The sequence below is a fragment of the Amycolatopsis alba DSM 44262 genome (assembly GCF_000384215.1).
Classification (GTDB): domain Bacteria; phylum Actinomycetota; class Actinomycetes; order Mycobacteriales; family Pseudonocardiaceae; genus Amycolatopsis; species Amycolatopsis alba.
Genome location: NZ_KB913032.1, coordinates 3,284,168 through 3,302,422, shown reverse-complemented (window position 1 = coordinate 3,302,422; position 18,255 = coordinate 3,284,168). Strand labels below are relative to the sequence as shown.

Sequence of the window (18,255 nt, the reverse complement as noted above, 5' to 3'; positions counted from 1 at the left end):
CTTCCGATCAACAACCCCGGACCGGTGAGTTCCGTCTTTACCCATGTCAGACGGACCACGGACAATCGGGGGTAAGGGTTGTGAAGAAGTTCCTGGTGGGGGTGACCGCACTGGCCACGGCACTGGTGCTGACCGCGTGTTCCGGCAACTCCGGCGGTGGCGCGCCCGGTGGCGGCGCCGTCGCGCAGGGCGACCCGGCTGGCGGGACCACGACCACGTCCGCGCCGGTTCCGACCTCCTCGTCCGCCGCGCCGACCACGTCGTCCCAGCCCTCGAGCAGCAGCAGCTCATCGCCGAAGCCGACACCCTCGAAGCCCAAGCCGACGCCGAAGCCCACGCCGAAACCGGAAGTCAAGCCCGCCGCGAACGCCACCGACGTACCGTGCAAGGCCGCGCTGGCCTCGCCGGGGGTGAGCGCCTGCGTGGACCTCTCCGCGCTGAAGACGTGGCTGCTGCAGGACGGCAAGGTCATCTACGGCCCGGTCAAGCAGCTGCCCGGCAAGAAGGGGCACGTCACCCCGACCGGCGTCTTCCACGTCACGGGCAAGGTCAAGAACTACCACTCCAAGGAGTTCGACGCGCCGATGCCGAACTCGGTGTTCTTCCTGCCGGGGATCGCCTTCCACACCGGCAGCCTCTCGGTGTACTCGCACGGCTGCGTCCACCTGTCCGCGGCGGCTTCGCAGAAGTACTTCACGACCCTGCAGAGCGGCGACGTTGTGCAGGTCGTGGCCTGATCGCTCCGCCGCGTGACGATCATTGCGGTTCGATTGCTTTGAGATAAATGAAAGCTCCTGGCGGCAATAACGCGGGCTTCCCCGGCGACGTGCCATGACACGTCGAAACCGGGGAAGCGCCGATGACCAGGAGCCGGGCACTCACTCACACCTTCGCCGCACTGTCGATTTCTCTCCTGCTTCTCCCTGGATGGGTGGGCGCTCCGGAAGCGACCGGGGTGCCCACTCTGCCGTCCGGCTTCGTCCTGCGTGACCAGCCGAGCGGTCAGGCCGCCTTCGACCTGACCGATTTCGCTTACCTGCCGGACGGTTCCGTGCTCAGCACCGGCAAGAGCGGCAAGGTCGCCTGGGTGCCCGTGACCGGTCAGGCACGGACGCTGGCGACCCTGCCCGTCCACGCCGGCGGTGACCTCGGCCTGGTCGGCCTCGCCGTCGCCCCGGATTTCGCCACGTCGCGCCAGATCTATCTCGCGCGGTCGTTCGACACGAGCGGCGGCGCGTTCACCATGCGGGTGGCGCGCTGGACGGTGACCGGCACGGACGTCCCGACCGGCCTCGCGAACGAACGGGTGCTCGTCGATCTCCCCGGTTTCTACGACGTCCACGGCGTCACGGGACTTGTCGCGGCGGCCGACGGGACGTTGTGGATCTCCATCGGCGACGCCGCCGACTTCACCAGGATGGATCCGGGCGCGTTGCGCTCTCTCGACCTCGATCAGCTCTACGGCAAGATCCTGCACGTCACCCCGGACGGCGCCGGTGTCCCCGGAAACCCGTACTACTCCGTGTCGGCACCGGATTCGAACCGCTCCAAGGTCTTCTCCAGCGGGTACCGCAGCCCGTTCCGGTTCTCCCTCGATCCGCGCCTCGGCCTGCCGGTGGTCGGTGACGTCGGCTGGAACACCTGGGAAGAGGTGGACGTCGTGAAGCCGGGGGCGAACCACGCCTGGCCCTGCTGGGAAGGGAACGCCCCGACACCGGGGTACTCCGGGCTCGCGGGGTGTGCGGGTGTCGTCAACACGCCGCCGATCACCGCCTACCACCACGGTTCCGGCGCCGACGAAGGAAACAGCGTCACCGCCGGGATCGTCTACAGTGGATCGTCCTATCCGGACGAATACCGGGGCGCGTTCTTCTTCGGCGACTACGTCACGCAGAAGATCTGGACGATGACCTACGACAGCCAGGGCAGGCTCGTCCAGCCGCCGCAACGGCCGCCGAAGTTCACCGGGGTGGGCGGCCCGGTCAAGTTCGCGGCCGCGGCGAACGGCGACATCGTGTACGCGGACATCCACACCGGGAACCTGCGGCGGCTCAGTTATCCGGGGACGAACGCGGAACCGGTCGCGGTGGCGACGTCGAGCACCGACCCGTCGACCAGGACGGTGACCTTCGACGGCACCGGCTCCTACGACTTCGACGGCGATCCGCTGACCTACCAGTGGGACTTCGGCGACGGCACGAGCCAGGCCGGCGTCCGGGTGAGCCATGCCTACGGGACCGGAGTCACACGGGCGACAGCGCGCCTCACCGTCACCGACCGGCTCGGCGCCTCCGACGGCACGGACGTCGTCGTGGTGCCGGGAAACCACTCGCCGGAGCTGGTGCTGACGGATCCCGGCTCGCGGACCTTCGCGGTCGGGGAACCGGTCGTCGTCGGCGCGGTGGCGACCGACGCCGAGGACGGTGTCCTGCCGGTCGGCTGGACCACGCTGATCCGGCACTGCCCGGAAGAGGCGACCTGTCACGCGCATCCCGGTCCGCCGGGCAGCGGCCCGGTGCTCACGACGCCCTTCACCGACCATCAGGACTCACGGGTCGAGATCACCGCGAGCGTGACCGACAGTGCCGGGGTGACGTCGAGCCGGACCTATGTCGCCATGCCGCGTGAGCACCGGCTGACGTTGACCTCGAACGTTCCCGCGGCGCTGGGCATCCCGGCGGAGGGCGGGGTCGGCACCGCGATGGTGACCGAGGGCGCGACGTTCGAGGTCGTGGCGGAGGAGATCGCCGCGGACGGTGCTTCGACGTTCGCGAACTGGTCCGACGGGCGGACCTCGCGCACGGTGACCATCACCGTCCCGGCGCACGACCTGACCATGGCCGCGAACTACCTCACCCCGATCGACAAGCGCTACCGCGACGAACCCGCGCTGCGGCAACGGCTCGGCGCGCCGACCGGGCCGGAGGTCACCGACGGGACCGTGCGCTACCGGCCGTACACGAACGGCAGGCTCTACTGGAGCACCGAGACCGGCGTGAAGGAGATCGAGGGCCAGATCCTGGCGAAGTATCTCGGCCTCGGCGGGCACCGGAAGTTCGGTCCACCCGCGACCGACGAGACCGCCACCCCGGACGGGACCGGCCGCTTCAACCACTTCCCGGACTGGCCGGGCACCCTGCGGTCCTCGATCTACTGGACGCCGTCGACCGGCGCGCATCCGGTGTACGGGCGGATCCGGGTCAAATGGGAGGCGCTGGGCTGGGAGACGGGTCCGCTCGGCTATCCCACGACGGACGAGACCTCCACTCCGGACGGTGCGGGCCGGTTCAACCACTTCAGCAAGAACGCGTCGATCTACTACACGGTGCAGACCGACGCGCACGCGATCTGGGGCCGGATCCGCGTCCGATGGGAGGCGCTCGGCTGGGAGACGGGTCCGCTCGGCTATCCCACGACGGACGAGACCTCCACTCCGGACGGTGCCGGCCGGTTCAACCACTTCACGAAGGCGGGCTCGGTCTACTGGACGCCGTCGACCGACTCGCACGCGATCTACGGGGCGATCCGGCAGCGCTGGGCCGCGCTCGGCTGGGAGCGGTCGTACCTGCGCTACCCGACGACGGACGAGTTCACCATCCTCATCGGACGCCAGAACAGCTTCCAGGGCGGCTACGTCACCTGGAACCGAAGCACGGGCCAGGTGATCGACCGACGGTGGTGATCACAGTTCGATAAAGGCACTCGAAAGTGTGAAATGCCCAGCTTGACCCTGTCGATGAGACGTTCGACTGGGGAAAGGGGCTTACGTGCCTTCGAGATTCCGTGCGCTCTGTCACGCCCTCGTGACGCTGCTGATAGTGACCTTGCTGGTGCCGTTGACGTCCACAGTGGCGTCCGCGGCGCCCGTCCTGCCGCCCGGCTTCGTCCTGCGTGATCAGCCGAGCGGACAGGACCCGCTCGACCTGACCGACTTCGCCTACCTGCCCGACGGCTCGATGCTGACCACCGGGAAGCAGGGCAATGTCAGCTGGGTGTCCACCACCGGCCAGGCGCAGAAGATCGCCACCCTGCCCGTGCGCAGCACCGGTGACCTGGGGCTGGTCGGGATCGCGATCGCGCCCGACTACGCCACCTCCCGCGTGATCTACACGGCTCGCGCGATCGACGTCCCCGGTGGCATCTCGCTGCGGGCTTCGCGCTGGACGGTGTCCGGCACTGCCCAGCCGACCGGGCTGACCGCGGAGAAGGTGCTGGTCGAGGGGCCCGCGAACACCGACATCCACGGCATCACCGGCGTCGTGGCCGCCCCCGACGGCACGGTGTGGGTTTCGACCGGCGACAGCTCCCGCTTCCAGGGACAGGCCGACCCGTTCGCCCTCAATGTGCGTGACCTCGACAAGATCTACGGCAAGATCTTCCACGTCACCGCGGACGGCGCCGGCCTGCCGGACAACCCCTACTACACCGCGGCGACCCCGAACTCGTTGCGCTCCAAGGTCTTCGCGAGCGGCTTCCGCAGCCCGTTCCGGTTCAGCCTCGACGCCAGCACCGGTCTGCCGGTGGTCGGCGACGTCGGCTGGGGCACCTGGGAAGAGATCAACTTCGTCCAGAAGGGTGCGGACCACGGCTGGCCGTGCTTCGAGGGCAACCAGCCCGCCGACGGCTTCTCCGCGATGGCGGCGTGCGCATCGGCGGTGAACACCCCGCCGATGCTGGCTGTCCGCCACGGCACGGGCATCGACAACGGCAACAGCATCACCGCCGGTATTGTCTACAATGGAGAGTCGTACCCGGAGGAATACCGGGGCGCGTACTTCTTCGGCGACTACGCCACCGAAAAGCTGTGGACGGCCAAGTACGACACGCAGGGCCGGGTCGTCCGCCCGCAGGAGACGCCGCCGAAGTTCACCGGCATCGGCGGTCCGGTCAAGTTCCTGGCCGCGGCCAACGGCGACATCGTCTACGCCGACATCTACAGCGGCAAGCTGCGAAGGCTCAGCTACACCACCGGGAACAAGGCGCCGGTCGCGGTGGGCACGTCCGAGACGGACCCCGAAACCCGCACGGTCTCCTTCGACGGCAGCGGTTCTTACGACTTCGACGGCGATCAGCTGACCTACGAGTGGGACTTCGGCGACGGCACCACCGGCACCGGGGCGAAGGTCAGCCACACCTACGCGGCGGGCCTGGAGAAGTTCACCGCGAAGCTGACGGTGAAGGACGGTCTGCAGGCCGTCGGGAGCGCGGAAATCGCCGTGGCGCCGGGGAACCACTCGCCGAAACTGACCATGACCGACCCCGGTGAGCACTTGTTCGCGGTCGGCGAGCAGGTCAAGGTCGGCGCGACCATCACCGACGCCGAGGACGGCGACCTCCCGGTCACCTGGAGCACACTGGTCCGGCACTGCCCGGAGAACGCGGTCTGCCACGCGCATCCGGACCAGGGTGCCACCGGTCCCGAATTCACCATGCCGTTCACCGACCACACGGACTCCAACCTGGAGTTCACCGCGTCGGCGACCGACAGCGCCGGCGTCAAGGTCTCGAAGACCTACGTCGCGAAGCCGAAGGAACACCGGCTCACGCTGACCAGCAACGTCGCCGCGGCGCTCGGCATCACGCCGGAAGGCGGGGCCGCTTCGGCGATGGTGGTCGAAGGCGCGACCGTGGAGATCCAGGCGGCCGAGGTCGCTTCGGACGGTTCGTCGACCTTCACCGGCTGGTCCAACGGGGCCACCGGGCGGCTGACGAACATCACCATGGGCGCTGCCGACCAGACGATCACGGCGAACTACATCACCCCGATCGACAAGCGCTACCGCGACGAACCCGCGCTGGCGCAACGACTCGGCGCGCCGACGGCCCCCGAAGCCGTCGACGGCACGGTCCGCTTCCGCGCCTACGAGCGCGGACGGCTGTACTGGTCGAAGGAAACGGGCGTCAAGCAGATCGAGGGCGAGATCCTCAAGAAGTACCTCGCCGCCGGTGGGCACGTGAAGTTCGGCCCGCCCGCGACCGACGAACAGTCCACTCCGGACGGTGTCGGCCGGTACAACCACTTCCCGGTCTGGCCCGGCGTCCTCCAGACGTCGATCTACTACACCGTGAACACCGGGGCGCACCCGGTCTACGGCAGGATCCGGCAGAAGTGGGCATCGCTCGACTGGGAGCGGGGGCCGCTGGGCTACCCGAGCACCGACGAGGCGGGCACGCCGGACGGGATCGGCCGCTACAACCACTTCAGCAACGCCGCCTCGATCTACTACACCGTCGAGACGGACGCGCGGGCGATCTACGGGCGGATCCGCGCCCGGTGGGAAGCGCTCGGCTGGGAATCCGGGCCCATGGGGTACCCGACCATGGACGAAGCGGCGACGCCGGACGGTGTCGGCCGGTACACCCACTTCACCAAGGGCGGTTCCATCTACTGGTCGATGGCGACCGACTCGCACGGTGTGTGGGGCGAGATCCGCAAGCGCTGGGCCGCGCTCGGCTGGGAGCGGTCGTACCTGAAGTACCCGACCACCGACGAAATCGGCGTCACCGGTGGGCGGCAGAACAACTTCCAGGGCGGGTACGTGTTCTGGAACGCCGCCAACGGCGCGGTGACCGACCGTCCCTGGTAAGCGGTAAGTCCGTGAAGGCCTCCTTCGCTACCTTGAGGGTAGGGAAGGGGGCCTTCACGGCCTTTGCCGTGAGGTAAGGCGAGGACTGAGTACCAGCCGCTCTTCCGGCGATCATGCGGGCCCTGACGCGCGTTGCGAAAGCCACTTTCGCAACGTTGAGGGTTGCGAAAGTGGCTTTCGCAACAGCCTGCTGGTCCCTCAAGGGGGCCTTCACGGACTTCTGCCGGGCTCGCCCGTGACCGGTGTCGCGAAAGCCACTTTCGGGACATCAGACGTCGCGAAAGTGGCTTTCGCGACGTGCTTCGGTCACAGAGCCCGAGAGCGTCCCCGGTGTTCACTGGCTCGCATTGCCGTGAAGGCCTCCTTCGCGCTGCTCAGCCGAGCAGATCCGCCGGTGAGGTGCCCGCCGAAGTGAGCGGCAGCCCGAGCGCGACCCGTTCGGTGAGCCAGCCGCTCGGGCGGTAGCGCTGGTCCCCGGTGCTCGCGACGAGCCCCCGCAGGACCTGCAGCACGAGGTCCGCACCCGCTTCTTCGCCCCACGCCAGCGGTCCGCGCGGGTAGCCGAGGCCGAGCCGGACGGCGGTGTCGATGTCCTCCGGGGTCGCGAGCCGCTGCCCGGCGATGAAGCAGGCGGTGTTGACGATCGACGCCAGCAGCCGCTGCGCGATCGGCGCCGGGCCGTCGCGGACCACGGTCACCGGCAGCCCGGTCGCGGCGAGCGCGCCCCAGGCGATGCGGCCGGCGGCCGGGTCGAGCGCGGGGTGCACCGAAAGCGTCAGGCGTTTCCGGTAGCCGCCGAGCGGATCGACCCCGACGACCCGTTCCACCGGGAAGCCCGCGGCGAGCGCGGTGTCCACAGTGGACGCTCCGGTCGGGCTGACGATCAGGACCGTGTCCGGGTAGGCGGAGTGCACGACCTGGATTCCCGCCGCCGAGAGCAGCGTGCCGAGACGTTCGTCGTCGACCCACACCGGGGTGTTCGGGGCTTCCGGCGCGGCCGGTTCCGGCTCCACCTGCTGTTGCCCGTCGACATAACGGTAGAAGCCCTCGCCGTTCTTGCGCCCGAACAGCCCGGCGGCGACGCGGGGACGCGTCAGCCACGACGGCCGCAGCCGCGGTTCGCCGTGGAAACCGCTCCAGATGCTTTCCAGTACCGCGTGCGAGACGTCGAGACCGGTGAGGTCGAGCAGTTCGAACGGGCCGAGTTTCAGGCCGAGCACGTCACGCGCGACGCGGTCCACCTCGGCCGGGGTCGCGATCCCTTCGGCGAGGATCTGCAGCGCCTCGGTGCCCAGCCCCCGTCCGGCGTGGTTGACCAGGAAACCGGGGGCGTCGCGGGCGAGTACGGGTTCGTGTCCCCAGCCGCGGACGAGTTCGGTCACGGCGGGCGGCAGCCAAGCGGCGGTCCGTGCGCCGGGCACGATCTCGACCAGCCGCATCAGCGGGACCGGATTGAAGAAGTGGAGCCCGAGCAGCCTGCCGGGATCGGTCAGCGCGGCCCCGATCTCGGTGACCGACAGCGAACTGGTGTTGGTGGCGAACACGGTGTCCGAGCCGCAGACGCGTTCCAGTTCGGCGAACAGCGCGCGTTTGATCTCCAGATCCTCGCGGACCGCTTCGACGACGAGGTCGACGCCGTCGGCAGGGGCCAGCGGGCCGTCGGCGGCGATCAGCCTCCCTTTCGCGGACTCGGCGGCTTCTTCGGTGATCTTGCCCTTCGAAGCGAGCTTGCCGAGCATCGCGCTGACGTGGTCGATGGCCTCGCCGACCGCCTCGGGCCGGGCGTCGGCGAGCTCGACCTCGAGCCCAGCCGTCACGGCGAGCTGGACGATGCCCCGGCCCATCACCCCGGTTCCGATCACCCGGATCCTGCCGACCTGCTTCGCCCACTTCTCCACCGCGAGCCGCCTTTCCCTCGATGTCGTCCCCGGCGTGACGCTAGCCGCCACGCCGATATCTCGCCCGGAAGGGTGATCCGTGCCCCGCCCGGCGTAAGGCCACCGAGCCGTCGCGGTCCCATCCGCGAAAACCGAGTGTTCCGCGCACCACCCCCGAAGGGAAACCTCCCATGGCCACCGTCCCCGCCGCCGCAGCCGTCCGGACCACGCCGTTGCTCCTCGTCGCCGTCCTCTTCGGCGCCGTCGCCGCGTTCCTCGCCAGCCAGGCGTTGTGGCCGCTCACCGCGCTGGCCGTGGTGGTCGCCGTCGCCGTCCTCGCGGGCGGGGTGTGGATGACCGGCCGTAAGGAAAGCCGCGAACTCTAGGATCGACGTGTGACGGCGAAACGCTTGACGCGGGAAGAAAGCCGCGAGCAGACCAGGCAGCGCTTGCTCGCGGCGGCCGCCGAGCTGTTCTCCGAACGAGGGGTCAACGGCACGTCCGTCGAGCAGATCGCCGAACGGGCGGGCTTCACGCGCGGCGCCTTCTACGGCAACTTCGACGGCAAACACGAACTGGTCGTCGAACTGCTGCGCCGCCGGACCCAGCGTGAGGCCGAGGAGGTCACCGCGCTGGGCGAGGGTGTCGGCTCGTTCGCCGAGATGATGGACAGACTGCGCGGCTGGAACGTCGAGCGCGCGGAACACCTCGACGGCTGGCTGACCCTGCGCACCGAGCTGGCCCTTTACGCGCTGCGGAATCCCGAGGCGCGGCCGCTCGTCGGCGAAGGCGAGAAGTCGACAAGGGCGCTGCTGGAGACCTCGGTCCGGACCGAACTCGCCGCGCGGGGCGCGCAACCGCCCGCCGACCCGGCCTTCCTCGCGTTGATCCTGCACGCGCTCGAGGACGGTCTCCTGCTGCAGCGCTTCCTCAGCCCGGAGGGGACCGGCGACGAGGACGTGGTGGACGCCGTCCAGTTGCTGATGCGGTCGTGGACCGCGCTCAGCCGGTCATCCTGATCCCGGTGAACTCCGCCATCTGACGGATCCCGTGCGCGAAGAAGGCGTCCGACGGGTCGACGGAGCCGACGTACTGGCCGAACAGCTCGAAGTTGATCATCCCGAACAGCTGGGTCCACGCCATGATCAGCCGGGAAGCCGTTTCGGGGGCCAGGGTGATCTGGAGGATTCCGGTGACGGCGTCGAGCTGCTGAAGGAGCTCGGCGGGCATTTCGCCGACCTCGGTCTCGACCCGGAGGTTCGCGTCGCGCAGGACCGCGACCAGCGCGAACGCCACCCGTCCGGCGGGCGCCACGGTGTCCTGCGGGGCCTGGTAGCCGGGGATCGGCGAGCCGTAGATCAGCGCGTACTCGTGCGGGTGCGCCTTCGCCCAGGCGCGGACCGCGAGCCAGATCGACTCCCACCGTTCCAGTGACGCCTTCTCGGGGTCGTCGGCGGCTTCGGCGGCCTCGCCGACAGCGTTGTAGGCGTCGACGATCAGGGCCGTCAGCAGCTCCTCGCGGCTGGAGAAGTACCGGTAGAGCGCGGACGAGACCATGCCCAGCTCCCGCGCGACGGCGCGGAGCGAAAGGCCGAGCGCGCCGACTTCGGCGAGCTGTCGGCGGGCTTCGTCCTTGATCTCGCGGGTGAGCTCGGCGCGGGCGCGTTCACGCGCGGTCTGGGTGGCAGCCATGCTCTCACTGTAGAGCATCGCACCTAAATGAGAGCAGTGCTCTTGACACGATGCACCGCCCTGGTGTTCACTGCTCTTAACAGAGAGCACTGCTCTCCTGGACTTCAAGGAGACGAGATGACCGCCGCCACCGGTACCTACAACGCCACCCGCTACATCAAGCCCGCCAAGGCGACCAACGCGTTCCACCAGAGCGTTCTCAAACTGACGAAGCTCGGCGTCAGCATCATGGGCAGCCGGGTGCTTTCGATCCGCGGTCGCAAGAGCGGCGAGCTGCGCTCGGTCCCGGTCAACCTGCTGAAGCTGGACGGCGAGCGCTATCTGGTCGCGCCGCGCGGTGTCACGCAGTGGGTGCGCAACCTGCGTGCCGCGGGGGAGGGACAGCTCACCGTCGGCCGTCGCACCGAGACGTTCACCTACCTCGAACTCGCCGACGACGAGAAGCCCGAGATCCTGCGCGCCTACCTCAAGCGCTGGAAGTTCGAGGTCGGGGTGTTCTTCGACGGTGTCGACGCGAAGGCCTCCGACGAAACGCTCCGGGAGATCGCGCCCGGCTACCCGATCTTCAAGATCGCCTAGCCTCCGGCCCGGTCCGCATGTCTCCAGCGCCTCGCACGGGACGCTCGCCGTCTCGAACGTGGCGCTCGGGGCACGACCCTCAGTCGTCGGTAGGTGTCCGTGGGGCCCGGCGGGCGGTGGCCGCCACCAGCACCACCCCGACCAGGAACGCGACGAGCCCGATCAGGAACCACAGTTTCTGCCCGGTCATGAAGCTGCCTGTCAGCACTCCGGCGCCCTGGAGCACCCAGACGCCGCCCACCAGCAGGAAGACCAGCCCGATCGTGAGCGTCACCCAGCGTTTCATATCCGGCTCCCGGCCTCGACGTTCCCTGCGGCGATTCTGGCATCGGCGGCCCGGCCGGGCGAACCGATCACCGGCCGCCGACGAGACCGTTGCGGTAGGCGTAGACCACGGCGTGCACCCTGTCCCGCAATCCGAGCTTCGCGAGGATCCGGGAAACGTGGGTCTTCACCGTCTCTTCGCCGACATGCAGTCGCGTCGCGATCTCCGCGTTGCTGGAGGCGCCGGCGACCAGCAGGAGAACTTCGCGTTCGCGTGAGGTGAGCCGTTCGAGTTCCGCCGGTTCGGCGGCGGCAGGTTCGATGCTGGTGGCGAAGGTCGACACGAGCCGCCGGGTCACCGTCGGGTCGATCAGCGCGTCGCCGCGCGCGGCCACTCGCATGGCCGAGACGAGTTCTTCGGGGGCGAGGCTCTTCAACAGGAACCCGCTCGCGCCCGCCCGCAGCGCGCGGTAGACGTACTCGTTGGAGTCGTACGTCGTCAGCACGAGGACACGGGTGTCGTTGCCGGGCGCGGACATGATCGCCTCGGTCGCGGCCAGCCCGTCCAATTTGGGCATCCGGACGTCGAGTACGGCGACGTCCGGGCGCAGCGCGGCCGCTTGCGCGACGGCCTCGCGCCCGTCGGCGGCCTCGCCGACGCAGGCGAAATCCGCCTGGGTGTCGAGCACCGCGCGCATCCCGGACCGGAACATCGCGTGATCGTCCGCCAGCAGTACCCGGATCACTCCGCCTCCAAAGGAAATCCGACTCGAACCCGCCAGTGCCACCCGTCGTCGAGCGGCCCGCATTCCGCCTGCCCGCCGAACAACGCGACCCGCTGCCTGATCCCGGCGAGGCCGCGTTTCGTCGACTCGGCCGACGGGCGCCGGGCCGGGCGGCCGATCTCGTTCGTGATCGAGAGGACGATTTCCGTCTGCCGGTAGGTGAGGTCGATCCGGACCGTTCCGCCGGAGCCGTGCCGGAGTGCGTTCGTCAGCGCTTCCTGCGCGATGCGGTACAGCGCGATGTCCACCGAGCCGGGGAGTTCCCGCGGCCCGCCGTTGCTGGTCAGCCGCACGGGCAGGCCGGCGGTGCGGAGGTTGTCGAGCAGTTCGTCGAGGTTGTCCAGCCCCGGCTGTCGTTGCGCGTCGTCGTTCTCCTTGCCGTGCAACAGATCCAGCAGGCGCCGCAGATCGGCCATCGCGGACCGGCTCGACGATTCGACGGCCGAGAGCGAACGCCGCACGGGGGATTCACCTTCGGGCAGCCCGAGCCGGGCGGCCCCGGCGTGCACGCCGATCGCGCTGACGTGGTGGGAGATCACGTCGTGCAGGTCGCGGGCGATCGTCGTGCGCTCTTCGGCGACCGCGCGGCGCACCGCTTCGGCTTCGTGCTGCTGTCGCTGTTCCTCCGCGCGCTGGAGGTCGGCGATGTACGCGCGCCGGGCGGTCGTGTAGCGGCCGACCATCCACGGCAGCAGTCCGGTCACGCCGACGTTGATGAGCACCAGCCGCCAGTCCCGGTCACCCCGATCGGCCGGGATGAGGATGCAGGCGAAGAGCCCGGCGATCATCACGGCCAGCGCCGCCAGCGCCGGTTTGGTCGAAAGCCAGGCGCCCGCGCGATATCCCGCGATCAGCACGCCCGCGTGGGTGGCCTGCAGGTAGTGGTCGAACGGGTACAGCAGGAGCGGCGCGGCGATGAGCAGCGCGCCGTGCGCGGCCGAGACCCAGCCGGAATAGCGCGAAGGCCCGGCGAGCGCGGTGTTGGCGAGGATCCCGCCGATCAGCACCACCCACGCCTGCCAGCCCAGCGAGAGCGGCGGCCCGGAGATGAGGAACAGCCCGGCGTCGGCGACCAGGCAGACGGCCGCGACCGCGCACGCCTGTCTCGCCAGCGACCCACTGATGTCCCGCACGAACCCAACTCTGCCCTATTTCACTGGACAGGGGTTCCTAAGATCACAAGCCATGGGGATCAACAAGGCGCCCGTGCTCTGGACGACCGGCGCGCCGGGGCGGGGAAAACGACCACCGGCTGGGGGTTGTACCGCCGTCTCGTCGAAGCGGGCGGCAACGTCGCGTACGTCGACATCGACCAGCTCGGGCTGATCGGCCCGCCACCGGGCGGTGGCGAGGCCTCGCACGCGATCAAGGCGGCGAACCTGCTGCGGGTACTGGAGATCCTGCGCCACTGGGGTGCCGGACAGCTCGTCGTGTCCGGGGTCGTGGACCCCGAAAACGGTGTCGAGCGGGACTTCGAGGGCCGCGACTTCGAGCTCACGCTCGTCCGGCTGACCTGCGATCGCGACGAACTCCGGAGCCGCTTCCTCGGCCGTGGTTCGCCCGAAAGCCTTCTGCCCGATCTCTTCGCGATCGCGGACGCCTACGACCGCATGGGTTTCGGCGAGGCGATGGACACGACAGGGCAGTCTCCAGAGGAGACCGTGGAAGCCTTGTTCTCCCGCTGCGTCGCGGCAGGCGGCCCGGTCCGCCCGCCGGATCCCGTGGCGCCGCTGCCCGGCCCGGTGACCGTGGTGACCGGACCGACGGCGGTCGGCAAGTCGACGGCCGCGTGGAGTGTGCTGCGGGAGCTGTGGCAAGAGGAAACGCCGGTCGCCTACGTCGATCTCGCGCAGCTCGGATTCGTTTGCCCTGGCCCGGATCCCGCCGTGCAGGCGGCGAATCTCGCGGCCGTCTGGAGCGGCTACCGCGAGGCCGGAGCGCGGCAGCTGCTCGTGGTCGCCAGGGAATTCCTTCCTGAGCACAGGCAGGTCTTCAAGGAGGTCGCCGTCGTCCACCTCGACGCGGACGACCCGACGCTCACCGAGCGCGTCCGGCGCCGGGCCGAGGGCGGATCCGCGTTGCTGGCCGGTGACGAACTCCGCGGCGCGCCACCCGGTGTGCGGGACCGGGTGGCCGCCCGCGCGATCACCGAGGCGGCCCGGATGCGTGCCTCCGGCGGCGACCGCGTCGTCCTCGACACCTCCGGGCAGGAACCCGCCGAGACGGCCGCCGCGCTGCTCGACGCCGTGCGTCAGTAACCGGGCGGCGGTCCGCCCGGCCCGTCCTGGCCCAGCTGTCCTTGTCCTGGCTGACCCTGGCCTGGCCGGCCCTGACCCCGCTGGCCACCGTTCTGGCCGCGCTGGTTCTGCCCTGGATTGCCGATGCTCGTCGCCGTCGCGGTGTTCCCGGTGACCTTGGCGTTCACCGTCACCGTCTGACCGGTCTTGGGATCGCCGGTCTTCTTGGTCGACGCGTCGATCGTGTAGACCTGCTTGTAGCCGTCCTTGCTGGTCAGGCTGATCGACGTCGCGCTGATCTCGGTGACCTCGCCGGTCTGCATCCGTTCGGTGCTGTAGCCGCCCTTGCCGTCGGAGACGACGAAATCGCCATGCAGCGCGTCACGCGGCATACCTCCGCCGGGGCCGAAGAGCATCCGGCCGCCGCCGGGTCCGCCCGTCATCTGGCCCTGTTCGGAGCCGTTCGCGGCGGTCCCGGCCCAGATCGCGGCCCCGCCACCGGCGGCGATCACCACCGCCACCCCGGCCGCGATCGCGGTCTTGCGGCCCGACCAGGCCTTCTTCGGTTCACCGGCCGGCGCGGGCGCGCCCCAGGCGGCGGTCTCGCCCGCCGGGGGTTCGGCGGGTTTGGTCGGTTCGGTCATCTGGTCGCCTCCGTGTACTCGGTTGCGGCCATGCTCGGCGCCGTCGCTGTGCGGAAGCTGTGCCGTCGGTGGGTTCGCGCTGTGATTCCCGCCCGGCCGGGTGATCGTTCACAGGAAACGCACAGGCGGGACACAGAGAGGGCTCATCGACGCCGCCCAGGATGGCACCATGACCAGTGTGAGCGTCCCTTCGTCCGGTTCCGCGAAGGCCGGCCTGCGCCGCGCCGACGGCAGCCCCGTGCGGGTGCTGGTCGTCGACGACGAGGCGACCTTGTCCGAGCTCGTGTCGATGGCCCTGCGCATGGAGGGCTGGGACATCCGCACCGCGGGCGACGGCGCCGAGGCCGTCCGCGTCGCCAGGGAATTCCGGCCGGACGCGGTGGTCCTCGACGTCATGCTGCCGGATATGAGCGGCCTGGACGTCCTGCGCCGCCTGCGTTCCGAGGTGCCCAACCTGCCGGTGCTGTTCCTGACCGCGAAGGACGCGGTGGAGGACCGGATCGCCGGGCTCACCGCGGGCGGCGACGACTACGTCACCAAGCCGTTCAGTCTGGAGGAGGTCGCGTTGCGGTTGCGCGCGCTGCTCCGGCGCGCGGGCGGGGTCGCCGGGCCGAGCGGTTCGACGCTGGTCGTCGGCGACCTGACCCTGGACGAGGACAGCCGCGAGGTGCACCGCGGCGGCGATCTGGTGCCGCTGACCGCGACCGAGTTCGAACTGCTGCGCTACCTCATGCGCAACCCGAAGCGAGTGCTGTCGAAGGCGCAGATCCTGGACCGGGTGTGGAGCTACGACTTCGGCGGCCAGGCCAACATCGTCGAGCTGTACATTTCCTACCTCCGCAAGAAGATCGACGCCGACAGGGAGCCGATGATCCACACGATGCGCGGCGCCGGGTATGTCCTCAAGCCCGCGGGTTAGGCGGCCTTGGTCCCTGCGGCGGCGGTTGATCGCGCAGGTCGCTGGGCTGCTCGCGCTCGTCTGCCTGGTGGTGGGCGTGGTGACCGAACTGGCGTTGCGGGACTTCCTGCTCGGCCAGCTCGACGCGCGGCTCCACGAGACCAGTGAACGCGCGAGCCGCCCGCCGCCACCGGGCCGTCCCGGCGGGGAAAGGGTTCCCGAGGGCCTGCGCGCCTACGGGCAGAGCACCGGTTCACTGTTCGTGAACGTGTTCCCGGACGGCCGCGTGCTCGCCGCCGTGCTCCGGTCCAGCTACGACGCGAAGGTCGCCGAACCGTTCCCCCACGACGAGATCAGCAAGCCGCAGATCGCCGCCCTGCTGAGGTCGGGGCTGGGCAACGAACCTCGCGACGTGGATCTCGGGTCTCTCGGTGAGTACCGCTTGGTCGCGAAGCAGACGTCCAGTGGCGGGGTCGCGATCACCGGTCTGCCCACCAAGGACGTCACGGACACGTTGTGGAACCTGGGTTTCATCTTCGGCGGGGTGGCCGTCGGCGGTATCCTGCTGGCGGGCGCGCTCGGCGCGGTGACCGTGCGGCGCACCATGAAACCCCTCGACCGGCTGGCCGCCACCGCGACCAGGGTCGCCGAACTCCCGCTGGACCGCGGCGAAGTCGCGTTGTCCGAACGAGTGTCCGAAGTGGACACAGACCCGCGGACCGAAGTCGGCAAGGTCGGCTTCGCGCTCAACCGCATGCTCGGCCACATCTCGAACGCGCTTTCCGCCAGGCAGGCCAGTGAAAGCCGGGTCCGCCGGTTCGTCGCGGACGCCAGCCACGAACTCCGGACCCCGCTCGCGGCCATCCGCGGCTATGCGGAACTCACCCGGCGGTCCGGTTCCGAGGTGCCGCCGGACATCGCGTTCGCGATGGGCAGGGTGGAGTCGGAATCGACGCGGATGACCGGCCTCGTCGAGGATCTGCTGCTGCTCGCCCGGCTCGATTCCGGCCGTCCGGTGGTGCACCAGCCGGTCGATCTCTCCCGACTGGTCGCGGACGCCGTCGCCGACGCGCACGTCGCCGGGCCGGGGCACAAATGGCGGCTGGAGGTCCCGCCGGAGCCGATCACCGTCCTCGGCGACGCGGATCAGCTGCATCAGGTGGTGATCAACCTGCTGGGCAACGCGCGCACGCACACCCCGGACGGCACCGAGGTCACCGCTTCCTTGTCCATAGTGGATTCGATGGCGACACTGTCCATTGTCGACAGTGGGCCGGGAATCCCGGCGGAGATCCTCCCCGAGGTCTTCGAACGTTTCGCCCGCGGTGACGATTCGCGGTCGCGGGCGGCGGGCAGCACCGGACTCGGGCTGGCGATCGTCGCGGCCGTCGTCGCCGCGCACGGCGGGCAGGTCGGGGTCACCAGCCGTCCGGGGCGGACGGAGTTCCGGGTCGCGCTGCGGGCGGGCTGATTCAGGGAGTCCACTCGCTGTTCGCGCCGCACAGGACGACGCAGGGCAGCTCGCCCTCGGTCCGCCCGGTCAGCCACGCGGCGAAACCGACCGCGGCGGCCGGTTCGACGGCGAGGCGGAACTCCTCCCAGAGCCGGTCCCGCGCGGCGAGCAGTTCCGCGTCGCTGACCAGCACGGACGTCACCCGATCGCGGAGCACGGCGAACGGGACGCTCCCGATCCTGGTCGCGCCCAGCGCGGACGCCGCCACCGAGTCGATCTCCACGTCCACCGGTTCCCCCGCCTCCAGCGCCGCGCCGAGCGCACGGCACCGCTCCGGTTCGGCGGCGAACGTCGGCAACCCGGCCAGCGACGTCCCCGCGACCAGCCCGCCACCGCCGACCGCGACCAGGAACGCGTCGACGTCCGGCGCGTCCTGGACCACTTCCGCCGCGACGGTGCCCTGACCGGCGACGACGATGGGGTCGTCATACGCGTGCAAGTACCGCGTCCCCGGCTCAGAGGCGCTTTCGAGCGCCTTCGCGGCCGCCTCGGCGTACGTCGCGCCATGGCGGATGAGTTTCGCGCCGGCGGCCTCGATCCTGGCCGTCTTCGCCTGCGGAGCCGACTCCGGCACGTACACCGTCGCAGGCAGATTCAGCAGCGAAGCCGCCGTCGCCACACCCAGCCCGTGGTTCCCGCCGGACGCCGTCAGCACCCGCTCCGGCAACGGCCCGCTCACCAGCGCGTTCACCGCGCCCCGCAGTTTGAACGATCCGCTCCGCTGCAGATGCTCCAGCTTGAGGACCAGCGGCCGCCCGTCGACCTCCGCGCGCAACACCGGCGTGCGTCGCACGAACGGGTGGACGGCTTCGGCGGCTTTCAGGACATCTTCCCAGGTCGGAGTACTCATACCCCCCACTGTCCTCCATGTCCGGACGGGAGTGACTACACTGGTCCTCGGATCCCGCGCGGCGTCCATCTTGTGAACCTCCCCAGGGCCGGAAGGCAGCAAGGATAAGCAAGCTCTGACGGGTGCGCGGGATCCGCCTTATTTTCGGGGTGCGACCCCAAACCTGCCCGGCGGGCTTCGCCTCCGGACCCCCGCGGTTGGTCGCTCGGGCGACCGGAGTGCGGTTTATTGAGGGGAAAGGCGAAAGTGCCCTGCCGGGTTCTGGTGCCCTCGGCCGCACTTCGGGATGTCTCAAAGGGGGCCTTCAGGACGTTGAACGTCCCACAGGG

At 69.8% G+C, this 18,255-nt stretch carries 16 protein-coding genes and 1 other RNA gene; 10 read left to right on the top strand and 7 right to left on the bottom strand.

Features of this window, described 5'->3' with window-relative positions; all coding sequences use genetic code 11:
* Positions 1-80 precede the first annotated feature (80 nt).
* From AMYAL_RS0115525 to AMYAL_RS0115515, 3 genes are all read left to right on the top strand, one after another.
* A complete protein-coding gene (locus tag AMYAL_RS0115525; protein ID WP_020632224.1) occupies positions 81-737 on the top strand; it encodes a L,D-transpeptidase in 657 nt (218 codons plus the stop codon).
* Between the two features lie 122 nt (positions 738-859).
* Positions 860-3,682, top strand: coding sequence for a PQQ-dependent sugar dehydrogenase (locus tag AMYAL_RS0115520; RefSeq protein ID WP_020632223.1), 2,823 nt, complete (start codon positions 860-862; stop codon positions 3,680-3,682).
* Positions 3,683-3,767: 85 nt separating this feature from the next.
* Positions 3,768-6,587 carry a PQQ-dependent sugar dehydrogenase gene (locus tag AMYAL_RS0115515; protein ID WP_039793996.1) on the top strand — a complete coding sequence of 940 codons (2,820 nt, stop codon included), beginning with the start codon at positions 3,768-3,770 and terminating at the stop codon, positions 6,585-6,587.
* A gap of 374 nt (positions 6,588-6,961) precedes the next feature.
* Here the strand turns inward: AMYAL_RS0115515 and AMYAL_RS0115510 are convergent, their stop codons facing one another.
* On the bottom strand, positions 6,962-8,485 hold the full coding sequence (locus AMYAL_RS0115510) for a 3-hydroxyacyl-CoA dehydrogenase (RefSeq protein ID WP_020632221.1): 1,524 nt from the start codon (positions 8,483-8,485) through the stop codon (positions 6,962-6,964).
* 170 nt (positions 8,486-8,655) lie between these two features.
* Here AMYAL_RS0115510 and AMYAL_RS0115505 point away from each other — a divergent pair, with 170 nt between their 5' ends.
* On the top strand, positions 8,656-8,850 hold the full coding sequence (locus tag AMYAL_RS0115505; RefSeq protein WP_020632220.1) for a hypothetical protein: 195 nt from the start codon (positions 8,656-8,658) through the stop codon (positions 8,848-8,850).
* Between the two features lie 9 nt (positions 8,851-8,859).
* The gene (locus tag AMYAL_RS0115500) at positions 8,860-9,483 is read left to right on the top strand and encodes a TetR/AcrR family transcriptional regulator (protein WP_020632219.1); all 624 of its coding nucleotides are present in this window, start codon (positions 8,860-8,862) and stop codon (positions 9,481-9,483) included.
* On the opposite strand, the gene AMYAL_RS0115495 is transcribed toward AMYAL_RS0115500, so the two are convergent.
* Complete coding sequence (locus AMYAL_RS0115495) at positions 9,467-10,156, bottom strand: TetR/AcrR family transcriptional regulator (protein ID WP_026467105.1); 690 nt, start codon at positions 10,154-10,156, stop codon at positions 9,467-9,469. The two genes, AMYAL_RS0115500 and AMYAL_RS0115495, sit on opposite strands and share 17 nt — an antisense overlap.
* A 117-nt stretch (positions 10,157-10,273) precedes the next feature.
* Between AMYAL_RS0115495 and AMYAL_RS0115490 the strand changes: the two genes are divergently transcribed.
* Positions 10,274-10,735: a nitroreductase family deazaflavin-dependent oxidoreductase gene (locus tag AMYAL_RS0115490; RefSeq protein ID WP_020632217.1), complete on the top strand. Its 462-nt coding sequence runs from the start codon at positions 10,274-10,276 to the stop codon at positions 10,733-10,735.
* 79 nt (positions 10,736-10,814) lie between these two features.
* Here the strand turns inward: AMYAL_RS0115490 and AMYAL_RS0115485 are convergent, their stop codons facing one another.
* From AMYAL_RS0115485 to AMYAL_RS0115475, 3 genes are all read right to left on the bottom strand, one after another.
* Positions 10,815-11,021 carry a hypothetical protein gene (locus AMYAL_RS0115485; RefSeq protein WP_020632216.1) on the bottom strand — a complete coding sequence of 69 codons (207 nt, stop codon included), beginning with the start codon at positions 11,019-11,021 and terminating at the stop codon, positions 10,815-10,817.
* A gap of 67 nt (positions 11,022-11,088) precedes the next feature.
* The gene (locus AMYAL_RS0115480; RefSeq protein ID WP_020632215.1) at positions 11,089-11,745 is read right to left on the bottom strand and encodes a response regulator; all 657 of its coding nucleotides are present in this window, start codon (positions 11,743-11,745) and stop codon (positions 11,089-11,091) included.
* On the bottom strand, positions 11,742-12,917 hold the full coding sequence (locus AMYAL_RS0115475) for a sensor histidine kinase (RefSeq protein WP_020632214.1): 1,176 nt from the start codon (positions 12,915-12,917) through the stop codon (positions 11,742-11,744). Before AMYAL_RS0115475 ends, AMYAL_RS0115480 begins: the two co-directional genes overlap by 4 nt.
* Positions 12,918-13,043: 126 nt before the next feature.
* Here AMYAL_RS0115475 and AMYAL_RS45910 point away from each other — a divergent pair, with 126 nt between their 5' ends.
* Positions 13,044-14,042, top strand: a complete 999-nt coding sequence (locus AMYAL_RS45910; protein ID WP_020632213.1) for an ATP-binding protein — start codon at positions 13,044-13,046, stop codon at positions 14,040-14,042.
* On the opposite strand, the gene AMYAL_RS0115465 is transcribed toward AMYAL_RS45910, so the two are convergent.
* Positions 14,036-14,665, bottom strand: a complete 630-nt coding sequence (locus AMYAL_RS0115465) for a hypothetical protein (RefSeq protein WP_020632212.1) — start codon at positions 14,663-14,665, stop codon at positions 14,036-14,038. The genes AMYAL_RS45910 and AMYAL_RS0115465 overlap by 7 nt on opposite strands.
* A gap of 169 nt (positions 14,666-14,834) precedes the next feature.
* Here AMYAL_RS0115465 and AMYAL_RS0115460 point away from each other — a divergent pair, with 169 nt between their 5' ends.
* Together AMYAL_RS0115460 and AMYAL_RS0115455 are read left to right on the top strand one after the other, a co-directional pair.
* The gene (locus AMYAL_RS0115460) at positions 14,835-15,584 is read left to right on the top strand and encodes a response regulator transcription factor (protein ID WP_020632211.1); all 750 of its coding nucleotides are present in this window, start codon (positions 14,835-14,837) and stop codon (positions 15,582-15,584) included.
* Positions 15,562-17,034, top strand: a complete 1,473-nt coding sequence (locus AMYAL_RS0115455) for a sensor histidine kinase (protein ID WP_026467104.1) — start codon at positions 15,562-15,564, stop codon at positions 17,032-17,034. The genes AMYAL_RS0115460 and AMYAL_RS0115455 overlap by 23 nt, the downstream gene beginning before the upstream one ends.
* A 1-nt stretch (position 17,035) precedes the next feature.
* On the opposite strand, the gene AMYAL_RS0115450 is transcribed toward AMYAL_RS0115455, so the two are convergent.
* A complete protein-coding gene (locus tag AMYAL_RS0115450; RefSeq protein WP_020632209.1) occupies positions 17,036-17,926 on the bottom strand; it encodes a serine/threonine dehydratase in 891 nt (296 codons plus the stop codon).
* Between the two features lie 45 nt (positions 17,927-17,971).
* On the opposite strand from AMYAL_RS0115450, the gene ffs reads away from it, so the two are divergent.
* Positions 17,972-18,068, top strand: an RNA gene (gene ffs, locus AMYAL_RS48200) — signal recognition particle sRNA small type.
* The last annotated feature ends 187 nt before the right edge of the window (positions 18,069-18,255 follow it).

Coding starts and splice junctions, on each gene's coding strand:
- AMYAL_RS0115520 (WP_020632223.1), top strand. CDS start 860: ATGACCAGGAGCCGGGCACTCACTCACACCTTCGCCGCACTGTCGATT.
- AMYAL_RS0115505 (WP_020632220.1), top strand. CDS start 8,656: ATGGCCACCGTCCCCGCCGCCGCAGCCGTCCGGACCACGCCGTTGCTC.
- AMYAL_RS0115495 (WP_026467105.1), bottom strand. CDS start 10,156: ATGGCTGCCACCCAGACCGCGCGTGAACGCGCCCGCGCCGAGCTCACC.
- AMYAL_RS0115490 (WP_020632217.1), top strand. CDS start 10,274: ATGACCGCCGCCACCGGTACCTACAACGCCACCCGCTACATCAAGCCC.
- AMYAL_RS0115485 (WP_020632216.1), bottom strand. CDS start 11,021: ATGAAACGCTGGGTGACGCTCACGATCGGGCTGGTCTTCCTGCTGGTG.
- AMYAL_RS0115465 (WP_020632212.1), bottom strand. CDS start 14,665: ATGACCGAACCGACCAAACCCGCCGAACCCCCGGCGGGCGAGACCGCC.
- AMYAL_RS0115460 (WP_020632211.1), top strand. CDS start 14,835: ATGACCAGTGTGAGCGTCCCTTCGTCCGGTTCCGCGAAGGCCGGCCTG.
- AMYAL_RS0115455 (WP_026467104.1), top strand. CDS start 15,562: ATGTCCTCAAGCCCGCGGGTTAGGCGGCCTTGGTCCCTGCGGCGGCGG.
- AMYAL_RS0115450 (WP_020632209.1), bottom strand. CDS start 17,926: ATGAGTACTCCGACCTGGGAAGATGTCCTGAAAGCCGCCGAAGCCGTC.